Source organism: uncultured Dokdonia sp. (genome assembly GCF_937910895.1).
Lineage (GTDB): Bacteria > Bacteroidota > Bacteroidia > Flavobacteriales > Flavobacteriaceae > Dokdonia.
This window is the reverse complement of record NZ_CALEMI010000020.1, coordinates 1-19,813: the sequence shown is the minus strand read 5'-3', so window position 1 is coordinate 19,813 and position 19,813 is coordinate 1. Positions and strand designations below refer to the sequence as shown.

At 36.4% G+C, this 19,813-nt stretch carries 14 protein-coding genes, 2 rRNA genes and 1 other RNA gene; 5 read left to right on the top strand and 12 right to left on the bottom strand.

Annotated features, from left to right (window positions below):
• Positions 1 to 52: 52 nt before the first annotated feature.
• Complete coding sequence (locus Q0505_RS02225; protein ID WP_299208297.1) at positions 53 to 691, bottom strand: peroxiredoxin-like family protein; 639 nt, start codon at positions 689 to 691, stop codon at positions 53 to 55.
• 151 nt (positions 692 to 842) lie between these two features.
• Positions 843 to 1,511 carry an RNA methyltransferase gene (locus Q0505_RS02220; protein WP_299208295.1) on the bottom strand — a complete coding sequence of 223 codons (669 nt, stop codon included), beginning with the start codon at positions 1,509 to 1,511 and terminating at the stop codon, positions 843 to 845.
• A 41-nt stretch (positions 1,512 to 1,552) separates the two neighbouring features.
• Here Q0505_RS02220 and Q0505_RS02215 point away from each other — a divergent pair, with 41 nt between their 5' ends.
• On the top strand, positions 1,553 to 2,248 hold the full coding sequence (locus Q0505_RS02215) for a Sir2 family NAD-dependent protein deacetylase (protein WP_299208293.1): 696 nt from the start codon (positions 1,553 to 1,555) through the stop codon (positions 2,246 to 2,248).
• Positions 2,249 to 2,311: 63 nt separating this feature from the next.
• Positions 2,312 to 2,890 (top strand): adenylosuccinate lyase, encoded by a 579-nt coding sequence (locus Q0505_RS02210; protein WP_299208291.1) that lies wholly within the window; start codon positions 2,312 to 2,314, stop codon positions 2,888 to 2,890.
• Between the two features lie 57 nt (positions 2,891 to 2,947).
• On the opposite strand, the gene Q0505_RS02205 is transcribed toward Q0505_RS02210, so the two are convergent.
• Positions 2,948 to 4,237 carry a DUF2851 family protein gene (locus Q0505_RS02205; protein ID WP_299208289.1) on the bottom strand — a complete coding sequence of 430 codons (1,290 nt, stop codon included), beginning with the start codon at positions 4,235 to 4,237 and terminating at the stop codon, positions 2,948 to 2,950.
• 162 nt (positions 4,238 to 4,399) lie between these two features.
• Here Q0505_RS02205 and Q0505_RS02200 point away from each other — a divergent pair, with 162 nt between their 5' ends.
• Positions 4,400 to 5,656, top strand: coding sequence for an acyloxyacyl hydrolase (locus tag Q0505_RS02200; RefSeq protein WP_299208287.1), 1,257 nt, complete (start codon positions 4,400 to 4,402; stop codon positions 5,654 to 5,656).
• A gap of 11 nt (positions 5,657 to 5,667) precedes the next feature.
• On the opposite strand, the gene Q0505_RS02195 is transcribed toward Q0505_RS02200, so the two are convergent.
• From Q0505_RS02195 to Q0505_RS02175, 5 genes are all read right to left on the bottom strand, one after another.
• On the bottom strand, positions 5,668 to 7,029 hold the full coding sequence (locus tag Q0505_RS02195) for a pyridoxal-phosphate dependent enzyme (RefSeq protein ID WP_299208285.1): 1,362 nt from the start codon (positions 7,027 to 7,029) through the stop codon (positions 5,668 to 5,670).
• Positions 7,030 to 7,181: 152 nt separating this feature from the next.
• Entirely contained in the window at positions 7,182 to 8,747 is a 1,566-nt protein-coding gene (gene rny / locus Q0505_RS02190) for a ribonuclease Y (protein ID WP_299208283.1), read from the bottom strand.
• 138 nt (positions 8,748 to 8,885) lie between these two features.
• Positions 8,886 to 8,995: non-coding RNA, 6S RNA (ssrS, locus tag Q0505_RS02185), on the bottom strand.
• Between the two features lie 51 nt (positions 8,996 to 9,046).
• Positions 9,047 to 9,334, bottom strand: a complete 288-nt coding sequence (locus tag Q0505_RS02180) for a cell division protein ZapA (protein WP_299208281.1) — start codon at positions 9,332 to 9,334, stop codon at positions 9,047 to 9,049.
• Positions 9,335 to 9,345: 11 nt separating this feature from the next.
• Positions 9,346 to 9,636 (bottom strand): hypothetical protein, encoded by a 291-nt coding sequence (locus Q0505_RS02175; RefSeq protein ID WP_299208279.1) that lies wholly within the window; start codon positions 9,634 to 9,636, stop codon positions 9,346 to 9,348.
• A 215-nt stretch (positions 9,637 to 9,851) separates the two neighbouring features.
• On the opposite strand from Q0505_RS02175, the gene murQ reads away from it, so the two are divergent.
• Entirely contained in the window at positions 9,852 to 10,667 is an 816-nt protein-coding gene (gene murQ, locus Q0505_RS02170) for an N-acetylmuramic acid 6-phosphate etherase (protein WP_299208277.1), read from the top strand.
• Positions 10,654 to 10,875, top strand: a complete 222-nt coding sequence (locus Q0505_RS02165) for a DUF6095 family protein (RefSeq protein ID WP_299208275.1) — start codon at positions 10,654 to 10,656, stop codon at positions 10,873 to 10,875. Before murQ ends, Q0505_RS02165 begins: the two co-directional genes overlap by 14 nt.
• A 1-nt stretch (position 10,876) precedes the next feature.
• Here the strand turns inward: Q0505_RS02165 and Q0505_RS02160 are convergent, their stop codons facing one another.
• From Q0505_RS02160 to Q0505_RS02145, 4 genes are all read right to left on the bottom strand, one after another.
• Positions 10,877 to 11,386, bottom strand: a complete 510-nt coding sequence (locus Q0505_RS02160) for a DinB family protein (protein ID WP_299208273.1) — start codon at positions 11,384 to 11,386, stop codon at positions 10,877 to 10,879.
• A 305-nt stretch (positions 11,387 to 11,691) separates the two neighbouring features.
• The gene (locus tag Q0505_RS02155) at positions 11,692 to 18,288 is read right to left on the bottom strand and encodes a choice-of-anchor D domain-containing protein (RefSeq protein ID WP_299208272.1); all 6,597 of its coding nucleotides are present in this window, start codon (positions 18,286 to 18,288) and stop codon (positions 11,692 to 11,694) included.
• 848 nt (positions 18,289 to 19,136) lie between these two features.
• Positions 19,137 to 19,244: ribosomal RNA gene (gene rrf / locus Q0505_RS02150) — 5S ribosomal RNA — on the bottom strand.
• Between the two features lie 226 nt (positions 19,245 to 19,470).
• Positions 19,471 to 19,813: ribosomal RNA gene (locus Q0505_RS02145) — 23S ribosomal RNA — on the bottom strand; the annotation flags it as partial.

Below are 19,813 nucleotides of genomic sequence, written 5' to 3'. Positions count from 1 at the left end.
AAAAAGAGCCTTTTCACTATTGAAAAAGGCTCTTTCATATATAAAAACTTCTTTAAAGTGCTGCTATAATAGCTAATGGATCTGCTCGAAGCTTATAGTCTTCAGCTAAAAAATGATAGCTTACTTTACCATTTTGTTCAATGATATAGGTGGCAGCAATAGGTAATTCGTTTGCTGAATTTCCTTGACTTTCTATTAAATCTATTCCAAATTTAGTATACAGTGATACCAAAGCTTCTGGCAATTTATACACAAGTCCTAACGAACGTGCTAGTTCATTATTCTTACTAGTTAACACTTCAAAATCTAATTCATTTTTATCTTGTGTACTCAGTGTATTATCTGGTTTTTCTGGAGTAATTGCCACAAGTGATGCTCCTTTTTCTTTTATTTCAGGGAGTGCATTCTGTAATGCCTTTAAAGCTATGTTACAATAAGGACACCAACCTCCTCTGTAAAACGTGAGTACTACTTTACCTTCTTTCAAAAGGTTACTCAGCGTGATATATTCTCCTTTTGCGTTTGGTAATGTAAAATCAGGAAATGAGTCTCCTGTTTTGATTGCATTTTCTAAAATATTAGTGGCCTCTAGTACTGAAATAGCATTTTTCATAATATCCTGGGCAGCTCCTGGATGTCTCTTGGCACTATTATCAGCAAATTCTTTAAGTTGTTCTGTAAGTGTTGTCATGATCATTTATTTTGATGCTAAGTCTCATTCTATCGTCAATAATTACAAAACACAGTTTTAAATATAGTATAGATTCTCAATGAAAAAATTTCTGAGTTCGCTTTCGCGAAAGCGGTATCAACAAGAATAGATCATTAGATATGAATACGTTTCATCTTCCCCTAGCCTTTTGATCTTCTTCCCAACGGGCGACTATACGATCTACATCTTTGATCATTTTTTTTGTCCATTCAAGCTTCTTCCCAAACACCTCTGAATCTGATAATTGCCAAGGAATAGAAGATGCTTTTAGACGGGTCATGATATGTTGAAGGGTAATCGCCGCAGAAACTGAGATATTCAAACTTTCAGTAAAACCTACCATAGGAATGTAGATAAAATCATCGGCGGCTTCTAGGACATCGGCACTTAATCCTTGGGTTTCTCTTCCAAAGAAAATAGCCGCTTTTTGTGTGATATCAAAATCTTCTAAGCGATGTGCTTTTTGGTGTGGTGTGGTAGCTACAATTCGATAACCGGCTGCTTTTAGAGATTGCAAACAAGCTTTGGTGCTTGTATGTCTGTGTACATCCACCCATTTTTGAGCGCCCATGGCAATTTCTCTATCTATACGTTTTACATTTACCTCTTCGATCACGTGAAGATTTTGTACACCAAAAGATTCACAACTACGTATCACAGCACTGGTATTGTGTAATTGATAGACGTCTTCTACCGCTACGGTTAGATGATTGGTGCGTTCTGACAGCACACGATCAAAGAGTTCGCGACGTCTTTCTGTTAAGAATGATTGTAAATAATTTAAGAGTTTATAATCCATGAACATTGTTTACGATGTAAAGATACAGTACTTTTATTCTTATGAAAAAACAGAAAGTCGTCATTATAACAGGTGCTGGGATTAGTGCTGAAAGTGGTTTAAAAATGTTTAGAGATTCTAATGGATTGTGGGAAGGTCATGATGTGATGCAAGTAGCATCACCGCAAGGTTGGACTGACAACATGGAGTTGGTTTTGGATTTTTATAACCAACGAAGACGGCAGTTATTAGAGGTGCAGCCCAACAAAGCGCATACTGCATTGGTTACTCTGGAAGACTATTTTGATGTACATGTGATCACTCAAAATGTAGATGATTTACACGAAAGAGCTGGAAGTTCTCACGTATTACATTTACACGGTGAGCTATTAAAAGTACGAAGTACGTTTGATGAGGATCTTATTTTTGATTGGAAAACGGACCTACGTGTTGGCGATATGTGCGAGCATCATTTTCAGTTACGACCGCATATTGTTTGGTTTGGAGAAATGGTACCCTTATTAGAGCCTGCTGCGCATCTGGTAAGCCAAGCAGACTACATCCTGATTATTGGGACATCTATGCAGGTATATCCAGCAGCAAGTTTGATAGATTTTGCAAAACAAACTGCTTCTATACATTTTGTAGATCCCAAGCCAGCTATAGCCACAAGAGCTCATCTGACTATACATTCAGAAACAGCTACCGTCGGTGTACCGAAAGTAGTGAATACACTTATTGAAGGATTAGACATCTAATACATTTCATCTGTCTGATGAGTTAAAAATACATTTGTTATTTTTAACAGATCAAACAACAGTATGACGTATCAAGAATTATATGAGCAACTTGATTATGTAAATCATAGTAGGGAAAAACGCGCCTATTATTCACAATTGATAATACGCAACCCAACGCTCATGCCATACGTTTTAAAGATTTTATTTCAGGTAGATGATCCCATCTCCAATAGAGCGGGATGGTTGTTAGAATTTGTATGTAAAACAGATATTAGTCTATTATTTCCCTATCTGGATGTGTTTACAGAAAAAATGCATACGGTACATCAAGATTCAGCAGTTCGACCTGTGGCTAAAATATGTGAATACCTTGCATTATCGTATTACAAAAAGAAAGACTCGCTTACGCGAAAACATTTAAAACCGTTACATAAAGAACGTATTTCTGAAGCTGGATTTGACTGGATTATTACAGATCAAAAAGTTGCTGTAAAGGCATATACATTGACTACCTTATTTTGGTTAGGTACAGAAATCGATTGGATCCATCCTGAACTGAAACGTATTATGGAAGATGATTACCATAAAGGAAGTGCAGCCTATAAAGCGAGATGTAGACACATGTTTGAGGCGTTGAGAAAGTTTAGAAAGCAATCTTGAATCACTTAAAAAAACAGAAGTTCTTAAGTAAATATCTTAACTCTTACACACCTCAACTTACTTCCCTATTAACCAATTCCCAACAGCGCACTGTAAACATTTATGTACTGAGCAATATTCCGTTTTTAATTGTATAAGCGCTTGTGACTGTAACGCATTTTCAGCTTTAGGACGCATGGCGTTGTATTTTTTTATAATACTATTTTTTTCGGGTTGTAGGGCTGTGATAAAATCTAAAATAGTATCTGTTTGGTCTTTCCCTGTATACTGACTGTAAGCAAACTTTACAGGAATAATGGTATTAATTAATAGCAGGTCAATAAATGCTTTTGACATTTTTTTGACTCTCTTTTTTTGGGAAGTGGCAAATGAATAGTGGGTATCCCAGTAGACCGAAGCTTGGACTTGTAGGATGTCATAAAATTCATCAAGTTGTTCTATCTGCATTAATTTTTGGAAAAGTCCTGGGATTGTATAATACAACATCGCGAGTTGCGAGAGTCTAATGGTAGGAAAATTATCTGGGCGTAGTTTAAAAAATTGAACAGGTAATATCCCTTTTGTTTCTAACTGAAATTTATGATGTACAAACTCATACTCTGCTTGTAATTGTAATACATAACTATCTACACTCTCTTCGGGAAGCAATCCACCAGCGCCTAACAATAAAGCTTCTAATCGAAAAGGTTCTTGCGCACATTTCCGAATCACATTAAAATCTATATGTCCTGCTAGCGATTGAAACGAGGGACCGTTAACTTTAGTCCCAAAAGCACGCATCAACATCATAAACAAAACACCTTCCCAATCATTCTTAGATTGTGTTAGTATTTCTTGTATGGTTTCTGTTTTACGTTGCAAACGCTCTAAGTACAAACGTTCTTGCCAATGCTTCCAAATAACTTCAGGTACATCGGATAGTACTCCTTCACAATTGATCCATTTCTTAGATTGATTTGCAAAGAGTTTTTTATAATTATTCAATGCTGATTCACCTACATAGTCTTTAAGTTGTAATGTTGGGAGTGGTGAATTATCACTTCTATAAATATCTATATCGTGCTCCCATACCACATGAAGAATTACGTTATCATAGGCAGGATCAGTTTCATGTCCGTGGGCATACCAATCTGATGACTTGATATGAATCTCTACATTTCCTGCCCATTCCTGATCTCCTATAAAGAGGCGTGCATTGAAAAAATCAGGTCCAGCCAGATGATTATGTTGACCTAATGTAGTAATGGTGATTGCAGTATTAGTTGTTGTTTTTGCTTTCGCGAAAGCAAACTTTTTATATTTCCATAAATAGTGTAAAAAATCTTCACGCATTCCTATAACAAGCATTTTGATGTTAATCTGTTACTAATCAATAAATATAGTTCAATTTTAAATGCCTCATACACAGAACAGGTTTGCATTTTTGAAAAAATACAAGGACAAAATGATCGTATTTAACAAAAAATAGCTTTTTTTTTGGAAACTTTATAATATCCCTACTATTATATATTGAAAACTACATTTTTATTATTTTTCTTGGTTTCATTTGCCTATGCACAACAACCAGAAAATAACCACATTCCATCGCACTTTATCTCTGGAGAGTATTTAGTAGGCTACTCCTTACCTGTAGGCGAGGCTTTTCTTAAAACATATACTGGAAAAGGGTTATTTGTACACCTAGGAACTTTTCAAGACCACAACCCCCATGAATGGGCATATCGTTTACGATACCCAAAAATAGGGATAAGCCTTGGGGTAATCGATTTTCAAAAAGTTCATGATATAGGATATGCCTTTACAGCTATGCCCTTTCTAGAGTTTAGCCCTTTTAAAAATGATAGATTTAAGATACATTCTGGCATAGGTGCTGCATTTATAAGTGGGTCCAACAAACCTCCTTTTGATAGAAAGCTAGATGTTATTACGACAAATCTAAATTGGTCTTTTGAACTATTCTTTAAGTACAATGTATTTCAATATCAAGATCTAGACTTTACACTAGGAATGGGATATTTTCATTATTCTAATGGTCATACAAGATTGCCCAACATAGGACTAAATGCGCTTATGTTAAGCACGAGTATAGCGTACACTAATAAAAAACAAATAGAGATTACAAAAGAAAAAGAAGTGCCTTCTTACACTAGATCCTCATATTATGCATTGGAGTCCAATGTTGGGCTTGGTATTCAAGTGCTTTCAGATCAATTTAATACTCACAAAAATGTATATTCCATATCGCTACTAGGAGCCAAAGTATATAACAATACATTAAAAGTAGGTGTTGGCGTTTATTATCGGTTTTATGATCATTTTTATGATTATATAAATAATAACGAACAACTTATAAGAGAGTCTTATACTGATTTCAAAGATGCCCCTTTTCGGTATTCTACAAATTTTGGTGTGTATTTACATGGAGAATTACTCTTGAATCACATCGGAATTATAACAGATGTAGGGTATAACATTCACAAGCCCTTTTACGAAGTAGAACGGCTTTTAAGCCAAACCTTTAGTACCATACAAGAGACACCCAATGGATCTGAAAAAATTTATATCTACGGAGGAAAATTAAATGGAGGTTATAGACTTAGAAAAGCGATCACTAGTAGATTAGGTGTGCGGTATTATTTAAAATCTACTGAAAACAATACCGCATATAATTATTTTATAGGAGCTAATATCAAAGCAAATGCTGGTCAAGCTGATTTTAGTGAGTTAAGCATGGGAATGACCTACTCTTTTATGCGTTCAAAATAGATGTCCCTAACTTATTTGATAGCACTGATGATATCATGCTTTGTAATGATGTGATATTTTTGATCCCCTAGATCCACCAATACTGCATTATTTTCTTTGGTAATTAGTTTTGAGACTTCTGCAATAGGTGCCTTACGGGTTACAATAGGGTATTGAGCGCCCATGACGTCTTTAATAGGCGTATCTGCGATGTTTTGATCTTCCATATAGGCTCTGAATAAATCGGCTTCATCTACACTTCCTACAAATCCACTTGTATCCTCTACTGGAATTTGTGATATTTTGTAATCACGCATACGTTCAATCGCATGAGAAACGAGTTCTTCTGTTTTTACGGTAATTAATGGCTTACCGATGTGATCTTTGATAAGGTCTTCTGCCACGGTTACTTCTTCATCTAAGAAACCGCGCTCACGCATCCAATCGTCATTAAACATTTTACCCACATAACGACTCCCGTGGTCGTGAAATAACACTACCACCACATCGTCTGGTTTGAAATGTTCTTTAAGTTGAAGTACCCCTTTTATAGCAGATCCTGCTGAGTTCCCTAAGAACATACCTTCTTCTTTTGCCAAACGTCTGGTGTATACAGCAGCATCTTTATCAGTCACTTTGGTGAACCCATCTATGAGGCTAAAGTTTACGTTCAAAGGAAGGATATCTTCTCCTATTCCTTCTGTGATGTATGGATATATTTCATTTTCGTCAAAAACACCTGTCTCGTGATATTTTTTAAAAACAGAACCATAGGTGTCTACTCCCCATATTTTTACATTTGGGTTTTTCATTTTCAGATAGCTCCCTACGCCAGATATCGTTCCACCCGTTCCTACACCTACTACAAAATGTGTTATTTTTCCATCGGTTTGTTCCCAAATCTCAGGTCCTGTACTGTTGAAATGTGCTTTACAATTGGAAGGATTATCATACTGGTTTACATACCAACTATTAGGGGTTTCTTCAGCCAGTCTTTTTGAAGTTGAATAATACGATCTTGGGTCATCTGGATCAACATTGGTAGGGCAAACAATCACTTCACTTCCTACAGCACGTAGGATATCCATTTTTTCTTTAGATTGCTTGTCTGATATAACGCATATCATTTTATAGCCTTTGATTATTGCAGCAAGTGCCAATCCCATACCTGTATTCCCCGAAGTACCTTCTATGATGGTTCCTCCTGGTTGAAGACGCCCATCTGCCTCTGCATCTTCTACCATCTGTAACGCCATACGGTCTTTTACAGAGTTGCCTGGGTTAAAGGTTTCATATTTGGCTAAGACAAGACAAGGTAGTTCTTCGGTAAGCACATTCATTTTTACCATAGGGGTATTACCTATGGTACCTAATATATTTTCAGCGTAATCCATACTGGTTTTTTGAGATTGCAAAGATACTTAGTACATCTTTAAATTAGAATTAATATGTGACAAAACTCTCACACACTAAAAATCCTAAATACTTCTTGTTTTAGAACAAAGTATTCAGGATTAAAAAAAATACAAACTGTAATTCTGCTTTTTTATTTAGCAATATTTACAGCTCTTGTTTCTCGTATTACGGTCACTTTTACTTGACCAGGATATGTCATATCTGTTTGGATTTTCTGAGAAATCTCGAAAGAAAGTGATGCTGCTTTTTCATCATTTACTTTTTCGCTTTCTACAATCACACGAAGTTCTCTTCCTGCTTGTATTGCGTACGCTTTCTTAACGCCTCCAAAGCCAAAAGCAATGTCTTCAAGATCTTTAAGACGCTGTATGTAGGAATCCAATACCTGACGTCTAGCGCCTGGGCGTGCTCCACTTATGGCATCACATACTTGTACGATAGGTGATAATAGTGTTGTCATCTCTATCTCATCATGGTGAGCACCAATGGCATTACACACATCTGGTTTTTCTCCATGTTTTTCTGCCCACTGCATTCCTAAGATAGCGTGAGGCGTTTCTGTTTCTGTATCCGGCACTTTACCTATATCGTGTAATAGTCCAGCTCTTCGTGCAAGTTTTGGATTCACTCCAAGTTCTGCTGCCATGACAGAACATAGCTTTGCTACTTCTCTACTATGTTGTAATAAATTTTGTCCGTAAGAAGATCTGTATTTCATTCTTCCTACCGCCTTAATCAATTCTGGATGCAATCCGTGAATACCAAGATCTATCACAGTACGTTTTCCAACTTCTACAATTTCTTGTTCTATCTGTTTTGTCGTTTTACGAACCACTTCTTCAATACGAGCAGGGTGTATACGACCGTCTGTCACAAGTTTGTGTAATGACAATCTAGCAATCTCTCTACGTACACTATCAAAACAAGATAGAATAATAGCATCTGGCGTATCATCTACAATAATCTCTACGCCTGTAGCGGCTTCAATCGCGCGTATATTACGACCTTCTCTACCTATGATTCGACCTTTTACGTCATCACTTTCAAGATTAAAAACAGAGACACAATTTTCTACAGCTTCTTCGGTTCCTATACGTTGGATGGTGTTGATGACAATCTTTCTGGCTTCTTGCTCAGCGGTCATTTTAGCTTCTTCCATCGCGCTTTGGATGTACCCCATCGCATCGGTCTTTGCTTGCTCTTTAAGCGACTCTACGAGTTGTTCTTTGGCTACATCGGCAGAGAGTCCTGAGATGACCTCTAATTGCTGTACCTTACTATGATGTATTTTATCAATTTCAGTTTGCTTTTTCTCTAGATACTGAACACGGTTGTCGTAATCTTTAACCTTAGCATCTAAGTCCTGATTGAGTTTTTTATTTCGCGAAAGCTCACTACTCACCTGAGATTCTTTATCTCTGGTTCGTTTCTCAGATTCAGATATTTTCTTATCACGATTAAGAATTACTTTTTCATGTTCAGATTTAAGCTCTATAAATTTTTCCTTTGCTTGTAATATCTTTTCTTTCTTTGTGGATTCGGCTTCTATCTTTGCTTCTTTAAGAATACTTTGCGCATTCTTCTTTGCATTTTTAATTACTTGAGAAGCATTATTACGTTCTAGTAATTTTGCAATAAGAAACCCAACAACAAGGGCTACAACACCCACAATTAATGGGAGTAAATTATCTTCCATATACATTTTTTATATATCGATACTCTTCTGGTAAAGAGTAATACAATGGTTAATATTAAAGGTATCATCATACCTTTTGAGTTGGTTACACCCTAAAATTAGGGTATAAAAAAGCCTGCATTAGTTGGGTTTTTGTATAAACTCCTAAATAAAAGGATTAGAGCTAGAGGACTGATCAAGAATCCGTGACGAAGACGGCGCGCTTTTACAATCCAGATTCACTCTTTACAAAAAAATATCTGTTGAGTTTATCAAAAAAAGACCAATGCAGGCAGTAATATGCTGTATGTAAAGAACGTCTATAATTGCTCAGCCAAAAGAGTACTTAACACCTGCAGGCGTTTTGTAATTTCTTCTTGGTTTGAGTTTTTATCTATATTTTTTTGGGTTGCCTGAGATGCAAATTGCAAGGCACACATCGCCAATACATCCTGTTTATCTCTAACGGCATAACTTTGCTCAAATTGCTTGATCATGGCATCTATTTCTTTTGCGGCTTTACGCAAACCTTCCTCTTGCTGAACAGGAATAGTAAGCGGATACACACGATCGGCTATTGACAATTTAATTTTAAGCTTTTCAGACATAAAATTTCCTTTTATTCAGAAAGTGATACCATACAAGCATCTATCTCTCTAATTAAGGTGTTTATTTTGAGCTTGGTTTCCCTTTTATAATCGTTACTGCCTAGTAATGCATTTGCTGCTTTGAGTGTATGAATCTCTTTTTGCTTTTCTTCCAGAGTCTCTTTGAGATTTTTATTCTCAACATCTAATGATGTAATGGTTCCCTCTAGAAGTTCGAGCCTTTCTTTAAGCGCTTGATGTCGCTTTAATAAAGTATCAATTCTATATTCTAGAGAATCAACAACTTCTATAAGATTACTCATACTAACAATGCATATACTACGTAACACAAAGTTAACATTAGTGTGACAGAATAACAACTTGAAACGTTAAAATTTCAAATAGATTACAAATACTTGTTTTCCAGCTATATAAAGTTATTTTAAAAATATAATATACGCTTTCGCGAAAGCGTACTAAGCCATACTCCTTAAAGTAAGTCTTTAATCCTTATTTTTGAACTCTAAAATACATACTCGTGTCATTTACTAAAACTACAGAGCAAGATTCTCATTACGACCATTTAGAAAATATGTCTGTTGCTGCATTATTGTCGAATATGAATAGGGAAGACAAAACAGTACCACTTGCTGTAGAAAAAGCTTTACCTCAAATTGAAACTCTTGTTCATCAAGTGGTTGCAAGGCTAGAAAAGGGAGGTCGTTTGTTTTATTTAGGCGCTGGTACTAGTGGTCGTTTAGGTATAGTAGATGCCTCAGAGTGCCCACCTACGTTTGGCGTTCCTCACGATCTCGTTATTGGATTGATTGCAGGTGGAGATCCTGCCATCCGTAAGGCTGTGGAGTTTGCCGAAGATAGTAAAGAGCAAGGATGGAACGATTTACAAGCATTTGATATCACTGAAAACGACTTTGTTATCGGCATCGCAGCATCTGGAACAACGCCTTATGTAATTGGTGCTTTAGAAATCTGTAATGCCAAAAATATAGGCACCGGATGCATTACCTGTAACCAGAATAGCCCGCTTTCACAAACAGCAACTTACCCTATCGAAGTGATCGTAGGACCCGAATTTGTAACAGGAAGCTCTCGCATGAAAGCTGGAACTGCACAAAAATTAGTGCTTAATATGATTTCTACAGCTACGATGATCCAACTCGGAAAAGTAAAAGGAAATAAAATGGTAAACATGCAATTGAGTAATCATAAATTGGTTGCACGCGGCACACGTATGGTGATGGATGCATTGCATATCGAAGAACATAAAGCTAATGAACTCCTCCTCAAATACGGAAGTGTACGCAACGCAATAGAGAATTATGAGCACAAATAAAGAAACTCTTTTAAAAGGAATTAAAATTATGGGAGGGACATTAGTCCTATTGATTACGGCTCCTCTTATTCTAAATTCTTCTTTTAAAAATCAAGATCATCCTCTTTTTATTCCAGTACTTGGAATAGGAATCATCTGTTTAATCGCTGCTATTTATTTTGGCTTTAAAGGAATAAAAACGCTTATGAACGCGTTATTTGATGAGTAGTTTATATTCCCTCTCTTTTAGGTACTGGCGTGGAAGGATTATATCCAAAACCTGGAATTACCACTTCTACACGCAAAGTCTGTAGCATATAACTTATGATCGCATAATGATGTGTAGCATGTGTATTTGCTTGTGCCAAAATGCTTTCTAACGTATACATAATGGTTACCTTTCCACTCCCTAAATTATCCGTTACATGGAGTAGATAATCTGTGTTTACATCTATAAAAGAGGCAAGTTGTTGTTGGATCTCTCGGATATGATTTTTTGCCGCTTCTGGATTGGTTGAAATAACTTCATCGCGTTTTCGAGCTGTCAAATCAATATCATTCTCTTGAATCCCATTTATAATACAATCAAAGAAATCTAAAGCATGTCGTATATGTGATCCTATACTGCTGTAATAAGGTCCCACAGAAGTATCCCTATACACACTAGTATCTATAGCATCGATTAGAGAAATGGCATTATTTAAATTTGTATTGATAGCAGCTATTACTGAAGAACGCATAAATTTTTATTAAGGTGCAAAGATAGATAAATTAACTTTTACGTCGTCCACAAGGTATCTAGCTTGCAAATTTCAACGGTTTTTTTTAAAAGATATGTCTATTATAACATACCACTATTCGATTTTATATTTAAAACATAACTACGGGACTTATCTTTATAAGTCTTAAATAGGAGGTGTCGTTTTTTATTTTCTTTACACGCTTTCGCGAAAGCGTATAAAAGCTACCTACGCTGTGAAGAGGAAGATTTATAAAACAAAGAAGCCTCTGTTAAAGAGACTTCTTTTGTCATGTGTATGTCAAATTAATGAATAATTAGCTTCTCTGTAAGTAAGCCCATGTCGGTTTCTAGACGAAGGATATAAGGTCCTTTGCTCATATCAGATACTGGTAATTGAATTGTTGTTGTCCCTGTTTCTGGTTTCCATTGTTGTATAACTTGTCCAAGCATAGAGAATAATGTTGCCCTATTTATAGTGTTAAGATTATCTTTTGTAATCGTAATCATTTTTTGTTGTGAGCTATATGCTATTATAATGCTATGGTTTGTCGTTTCATCTCCAACACTTAAGGCTTCACTGTCTTCATCATCCGTATTTTCACTTGTTCCAGAAGTTTCTGCTTCTTCCCAACTACCTGTCGTTTCTCCTTCCTCTTCTTCTTCCCAACCTGTTTCCTCTTCCGAGTCAGAATTATCATCTTCCCAATCAGAATCTTCTTCTTCAGTTTCTTCTTCCTCTTCTTCGGTGGTCTCTTCTTCGTTGCTATCATTTCTAAACACAATGAGGTAACGATTGTAATGATCTCCAGCTTCAAGGGTAGTTTGGTAATCACCTTCCAGTAAGTTAGTTACTGTATTCTGTACTCTGTCTTTTAAATATACAGTTGTTGTTTCTGTATCAACATTTTCAAGAGCATCTATCCCTATTGTGATAGGACCTGCTTGTGGCAGTGTCACCACGAGAGGAAACTCTGTCACATCGGTAATATTAGGAACTCCTTGTATAATAAACTTTTTATCTTCCAAATCCCAAGTCATATCTTGACTAGGACCAAATTCGATTTCTCCATCATAGGTTCTATCGACACCAAAAGTGGTATTTGGATCTACCGTTATAAGAAGTTGTCTGTGATATAAACTTGGAGAGTCAAAACCAATTCTGAATTTCTGTCTGGTATCTGGCGCATCTAGATCTGAATCATCTAATTGTGCTACAATAGGTGTATTCTGTTGATCGTTCTCTCCTTCTTGCTCTTCTCCAAATAAGAAAATAGAAGCACCTGTCTTTCTCACAAAGTTACGTTGTGTGTTACTAAAGTGAATATCCCCATCACTATCTGCAGCGACAAAGAATCCTTGTCCTACTGGAATATAGCGCTCTGGAGTTTTAGTTCCTCCTCCTATTTGAGATACATCTGGATGACTTACCGCAGGAGTCCCTCCAGATAGTGTATATAATGCATATCCAGCTTGATAATCTGCTGTGATATGGTTTCCTCCTCCGTAATGTTCCCAGAAATATAAGGTACCATCAAGGTGTGGATTATCATTTATAAAATCATTTGCATCTAGTGCAGATGGGAATGGATTTCCTATGATATAATCTCGATTTGCAAGCGCAGGGATATTGATATCTTGTGCATCTGTACTATTGTTTGGTTTTCCTACGAATACATAGTTTTGAGGATCAGTAATCACACCAGACCCGGGTCCTTTCATGGTATATCCTTCTCCTACACTTACACTTCCAGATGAACCTATGTGCTGGAATTGTTCAATCCCATTTCCATATTTAAAGATCCAATAAGAACTAATAGTAATCGGAGAGGTAGCAGAACCATTAAGATAACCCGTAAAATTCATTCCAACTGGATTATTAGGGTCTGTACCATCCCTCATGATAGCACCTACAGAGTGGTTTGTGTTAATTTGAGAATTATTAATCAAACTTACTGGTGAAGCCCAAATATTATATGAGTATGTATCTGCAGTTCCTTGTTGATCCTTTTCTAAAGATCCGGTACTTGTTATATCAAGATCACTATTTTCTGTTTGTATAAGCTGTGACTCACCAACAAGATCTAATACTCCATCCAATTTGAGATAGTGAGATACTTCTATTTTACTGTCATTTTCAATAGATAATTCATTTGACTGAACATCTAAAGCAAGTACTGAGTTGTTTGCTTGTGTCGTTACATCGTGCGCTATTTGCACAATATTCCAATCAATACGCACATTATAATCTGATATAGATGTCGCATTTGGAACTTGGAATCCGCTACCATTTTCCCAAGTAGCTTCATCTGTCCAATCCCCATCTGCTTGTGAAACATAAGGAAGAGGAGCCGTCTGAAAATCTACGGTCTTTAAATTTTTAATGGCAGCTACAAGATTATTATTGGACGCATCCATAATGTTTGTGAATGCAAACGTAGTCATAGGAAAATATCCTTCCAGAGATTCCCAAGGGATCGCATCAATTTCATTTTTAGAAATAGTAGATGGCACAATCTCTCCTCTTACCATAAGGTTCGTATTCTCTTGAATCTCTTGATTCATAATAAAACGAATCTGATCTTGACTCAGTGCTCTATCCCATACACGTAACTCATCTATAGTTCCTTCATAAAAATTAGTAGGAGCTCTTTCATCTACGGCAGCAATTAAGAAGTGACGATCAGTATCCACTGGAGGATCTAATGTGTCTGTATTATTTAAAACACCATCTATATATACGTTTGCCGTTGTGCCATCATAAGAGATCGCAAACTGATGCCATTCATCATTAGTAATTGCAACTAAAGTTCGTATTTCCTGCATAGCTCCACCAGCATCTCTCCATCGTACTCTAACACGCCTATTGCTTATGATGTCTATAGCATATCCTTCTGTGAACGCCGCATCTCTTTTTGATAATATGGTATATCCAGCATCACTATGTTTTATCCAAGTAGATATGGTAAAAGGTCCCGTGAGATCTAAAGAATCGTCTGCATCCATATAATCAGCAACCCCATTAAAAGTAACTGAACGATCAAATACATAATTTGGAGCATATCCAAATGTGACATACTTTGTACCATTGAAGTCATACGTGGTTTCTAAATTTAATCCATTGAGGGTCATAATTCGATACTCAGAGCTAGGATTAAACGTTGGTGTATCTGAAATAAACATAAAGAAACTTCCTGGAGGATCTAATGTGGCACTCAAAGCTATTTCTGGAATCGATACTTCTACAGTACCTACACTTCCTGTTTCGACTACTTTCCAGCTACGCTGTATTGATGTGATATCTACAATGGTATTTAAACCTGATATATCATTACTTAAATCGACAATGATGGATGCCGCCGCGTTTAAACTTTTATTATCATTACCCCACATCAAAAAGTTTTTGTCGGTAATAACATCAGAGTTTAAAGTAATATTTTCACTATTTGTATCATACGTATCAGTAAGTCCCATCGTAACGATAGCATTAGGATTTACACTCATTGATTGTTTTTGATTTAATCCAGAAACATCATCCCTACCTATACCTGCGATATCATAATTATAACCTGTATGAGCAGCAACATTCCAAATAATACTTCCATCAGAGTTTATATAATTCTGATCCCCTAATCTTGTTATGGTTGTACTATTCACATCGTGTAATGTGATCCCATTTTTAATTGCCAAATAAGACTGTATTTTTTCTTGGTCAAAAACAGTAAGAGGATTTGCATAACTAATGATTTCTGTCATTTTTCCATTGAAATGAGAATCATAATTAGTTCCGCCTATCGTAATACGACCTACCCCTAATACATAATTTGAATTGGTTACATTGATAAAAGGCAAATCCTCGACAGGACTGCCTGTCGTTGTTCCTGTATAATTATCTATACGAATACCGTTTTTATATATTTCAGCTGAGTCTCCTGAGCTATTCATTTTAATATTTAGGATGATAGGCTCATTATCATAACTATCTGTATCACTTGTGTAGGCTCTACCATAACTACCATCACTTATACTTACTATAGAAGAACTTGTAGATCCTACCATGTGGCTTACAATATTATCTACGCCATTAAATCTAAGGGATCCTGGATTTATCCATAATCCAGTTCCATCTTCAGCAAACTGATCTCTAGAAACTCTACCTGACATTACTCCCTTAATTGGGCTCGATGAACTTATGCTCCCATCGGCTTGCATAACTACCCAATATTCTTGTGTATAATAACCTCCTTTACCTTTAAGCTCAGAATCTATCACATCACTAAAATCTATCACGGGATTGTAGTTAATATTTTCATTGAAACTATTATAGAAAATAGGTTGCTGTCCACTAGCACCCCGTTGAGCATCATTATTAAGTGCTTGATCTTCCCATACGCCAATTTGCGAAGCATTGGTTGCACTTCCAGTACCGTCAGTTGCTTTAAGCCATAATTTTAAGTTAGAATTTACACCCGCTGGACCTGTGATTGGATCAGATGAAACTATAGGATCTCCTAAAACAAATACATTATCAAAATTTACCCCATTATCATTCTGGCTATTATCTGATGCAAAATGCACTCTAAATCGTACATTAGGATTATTCTCCAAGATTGCTGGCAACTCAACAGAGGCTTGTGTAAAATCAGATTTCGTAGCACTTACAATATCTTGGTTTAACCCAGCCCAACCATCGGCTCCACTTGATAAGGCATCAACATTATCTGCATTGTACCAGTTATCCACTTGAGGATCTGCATACGCCCCTAATAAATTCCAAGTAGCTCCTCCATCACTAGAATACTCTACATTCATTCCATCGTCTAATCCATTATCATCATCCGTATCATAACGAATATCTATTTTAAATGTAAGATTATCATATCCCGTAAGATCAATCACGGGACTTGTCACATAGGTATTTGAATTTGAATCATAATTATCATAGTCATCCGTATACCAATAGTTTCCCTCGGTACCTACTTCAACATTATTACTTCCGTATCTCCATACGCTTTCGCCACCAGGGTTGGAGGCTACCCAATTATTGTTATCCGCATCAAAATTTGCATAATATGGCGTATCTAAAGGATTTATATTTTCGGTAGCTGTTCCTGTTATTGTATACGAATAGCTACCTTCATTAATATCATCATTTTGCACAGTTACAATCGCTGTATGAGTTCCCAAATCAAAAGGATTATATTGAACTTGAAAAATAGTAGCGTCAGAAGCATTTATACTATTGGAAGGTATCGTTTGTACAGAAAACTGTGTAGCGTTGGGACCTGTAATACTTACATAAGGAGTTCCGCCAGTTAATGTTAAAGTTCCTGAACCTACGTTATGTATCGTAAAAGCAACATTCTTTTTTGTACCTAAAGAAATAGACCCATAATCTGTAGCATCTACAGTATTTGGTGTTGAATCTCCATCTAAAACAACAGTTCCATTTCCTGAAATTTCAATCTCAGGAACTAAGACAACTGCAGCGTTACCTACAATATCAAATATAAATGGATTTTCATCTGCATCATTATTTGCGATAGATACCGTAGCCGTATGCGTTCCTATAAATAAAGGATTATAAGTAATTTGAAATTGTGTAGTACCTCCATTTTGAGGAATTGTATTAGAAGGAATTGTAGTTATTGAAAACTGAGAAGCCCCTGCTCCTGTGATACTCAGATAAGGAGAAACATCTGTTAAGTTTAAAGGGATCAGCCCCGAATTAATGATAATAAAATCATTAGAAACTGGAGTCGCTAACGTTGTAAATCCAAAATCTGTACCATCAAAAGTAGATGGAATCACATCTCCAGAATTAATAGTATTCCCTAATCCCGAAATATTAATCTCTGCCGAGGGAGCTTCACCACGTCCTACAATATCAAAAACATAAGGATTCTCATCACTGTCATTACTAGCGATAGAGAGTGTTGCAAATCTATCTCCGACTGCGCCAGGAGTAAACCCAATAGAAAAAGGGGACGTTCCATTTATAGGAGCTATAGGAGATATCGGAACCCCAGTAATACTGAAATCACCCGCGTGAGTACCAGAAATCGTAATATATGGATTGGGATCAGTTAAAAGTAATGCTAAAGCTCCTAAATTTTCAATAACAAATGTACTAGAAGTAGAAAGCCCAACAGGTATATCGCCAAAATCTGTTCCATCTAAAACCGAAGGAGTAGTATCACCGCTAGCAATATCATTTGACAAGCCTGTAATATTAATCTCAGGATTTACAGAGGTTACAGTAACTACAACATTATCTATCGCCATATCACTCGCAAAACCATTTCCTGTTGTTCCCACGAACCGAACATTAACCATGCTACCTATGTAAGCATTTAAATTTAAAGAAGAAGTTATCCAAGGTGCGCTCCCAGAAGTTTGCTGTTGTCCAGATATAATTTGTAATACAGTCCAACTAGTACCAGAATCATTACTTACTTCTATACTTAAATCTCCAATATTACCACCATACATATGATAATCAAACGTAAAAGTAGCACCACCTACTGCTGTCAAATCAAAACAAGGACTAGTTAATATTGCTGTAGCATTAGAACCTATAGCGCCTCCTCCAACAGTTGAAGCCTCTGTATACATATAGAAATTCCCATCACTTGCGTCACCAGGCCCCGTATTATTAGATGGCGTTCCATTATTATCACGCCTCCAATCACCATCATCATCGGTGTTTTGAGTAAAAGTATAGCCACCAGATTCAAAACTTTCTGTATATGGAAAAGTATCAACAACATCTCCCGTGCAAACATACACGTCATCTGACTTTGAAATTGTAGTGGGTTCTGTGGAAGCTTCTAAAGATATCGAAGATAGCAAAAACAAAAAATTGACAAGAAGAAAACTTCTTACACACGTAGGATATTTCATTTTTAAACACTGTTGCTATAAAGTACTAATACTTTATAATGATTTGGGATAGCCAAAGTAATGAAAGTTTCCCACATTAAAACTACGGTAAAGCCATAATTTACATATATGTGTTTTTTATCGACTTTTTAACACACTTAGTCGATTATAAGTTATATATCAATGTTTATTTTTAATACAAAAATCTTTTTAGAAACGACAAAAAATAATATTTATATTATTATAATTATAGATTTTTTATGGTTTTATGACATAAAAAAACCTAAATTTTCCTACAACACATCTAATAAATTTAAACACAAAAAGAGCAAGATCTTTAAGCTCTCCTGTTGTAATATCTTGGTATAAAAATATACGCTTTCGCGAAAAAATCCTCAGATCCGATCTTTTTGGGTCAAAATAAAGAGTACCAACTTCGTATATAGTTTTTCTCCATAAAGGACAATTAAAACCAGGAATCGCTTGATGATACTAATAGCTTTATAAAGCCAAGGTCTAAGCTTTGACTGAAAGAATTTTAACTTAAAAGATCAGCGACTTGCTGATATCTACGCTGAACGTAACGCAATGTGCTAGTAAGAGCAATCCCGCCTATTATCTATAAAATAATAACCAAAAAAAAAGACCCGACACATTTTTATGTATCGGGTCTCAAACACTGAATATAAATCAGCGTAAAAAGGCGGCGACCTATAAATGACTATCTGTGATCACAAGTGTAACGCAGTTAGAACAGTAATAGGAATTAATCACGCTTACAGCGTGACTCTCTCGTATATTTCTTATAAAAAAAAGACCCAACACATTTTTATGTATCGGGTCTCAAACACTGAATATAATTCAGCGTAAAAAGGCGGCGACCTACTCTCCCACGATTGTAGTACCATCGGCGCTGGCGGGCTTAACTTCTCTGTTCGGAATGGGAAGAGGTGAGCCCCGTCGCTATAACCACCTTAGTTTTAATCCCCTCTCAATCTCCCCAAAGGGGAGAGGTAAGTCATCCAGTGCTTGAGCTCTTCCCCTTTGGGGAAGCTGGATGGGGATAAATATCGTAACATACTAGAAAATAAAAAGAATAAGTCATTATATAAATCAATACTCAATATAAAAATTAAAGAGTTTGCACCCCTCAGTACTCATAAGAGTAAGTGTCCTCCCTTTTGGGGGAGTTAGAGGGGGCTTGTACATAAGCTTACGGGTTATTAGTACTACTTGGCTATGACATTACTGCCTTTACACCTATAGCCTATCAACGTGGTAGTCTTCCACGACCCTTTAAAGAAATCTCATCTTGTGGTGGGTTTCGCGCTTATATGCTTTCAGCGCTTATCCCTTCCCGACATAGCTACCCTGCAATGCTTCTGGCGAAACAACAGGTACACCAGCGGTCAGTCCAACTCGGTCCTCTCGTACTAGAGTCAGATCCACTCAAATTTCTTACGCCCACTGTAGATAGAGACCGAACTGTCTCACGACGTTCTGAACCCAGCTCGCGTGCCACTTTAATGGGCGAACAGCCCAACCC

Bases quoted from the DNA above. Each gene is read 5' to 3' on its own strand.
- Q0505_RS02225 (WP_299208297.1), bottom strand. From the start codon at position 691: ATGACAACACTTACAGAACAACTTAAAGAATTTGCTGATAATAGTGCC.
- Q0505_RS02220 (WP_299208295.1), bottom strand. From the start codon at position 1,511: ATGGATTATAAACTCTTAAATTATTTACAATCATTCTTAACAGAAAGA.
- Q0505_RS02215 (WP_299208293.1), top strand. From the start codon at position 1,553: ATGAAAAAACAGAAAGTCGTCATTATAACAGGTGCTGGGATTAGTGCT.
- Q0505_RS02210 (WP_299208291.1), top strand. From the start codon at position 2,312: ATGACGTATCAAGAATTATATGAGCAACTTGATTATGTAAATCATAGT.
- Q0505_RS02205 (WP_299208289.1), bottom strand. From the start codon at position 4,237: ATGCTTGTTATAGGAATGCGTGAAGATTTTTTACACTATTTATGGAAA.
- Q0505_RS02195 (WP_299208285.1), bottom strand. From the start codon at position 7,029: ATGGATTACGCTGAAAATATATTAGGTACCATAGGTAATACCCCTATG.
- rny (WP_299208283.1), bottom strand. From the start codon at position 8,747: ATGGAAGATAATTTACTCCCATTAATTGTGGGTGTTGTAGCCCTTGTT.
- Q0505_RS02180 (WP_299208281.1), bottom strand. From the start codon at position 9,334: ATGTCTGAAAAGCTTAAAATTAAATTGTCAATAGCCGATCGTGTGTAT.
- Q0505_RS02175 (WP_299208279.1), bottom strand. From the start codon at position 9,636: ATGAGTAATCTTATAGAAGTTGTTGATTCTCTAGAATATAGAATTGAT.
- Q0505_RS02165 (WP_299208275.1), top strand. From the start codon at position 10,654: ATGAGCACAAATAAAGAAACTCTTTTAAAAGGAATTAAAATTATGGGA.
- Q0505_RS02160 (WP_299208273.1), bottom strand. From the start codon at position 11,386: ATGCGTTCTTCAGTAATAGCTGCTATCAATACAAATTTAAATAATGCC.
- Q0505_RS02155 (WP_299208272.1), bottom strand. From the start codon at position 18,288: ATGAAATATCCTACGTGTGTAAGAAGTTTTCTTCTTGTCAATTTTTTG.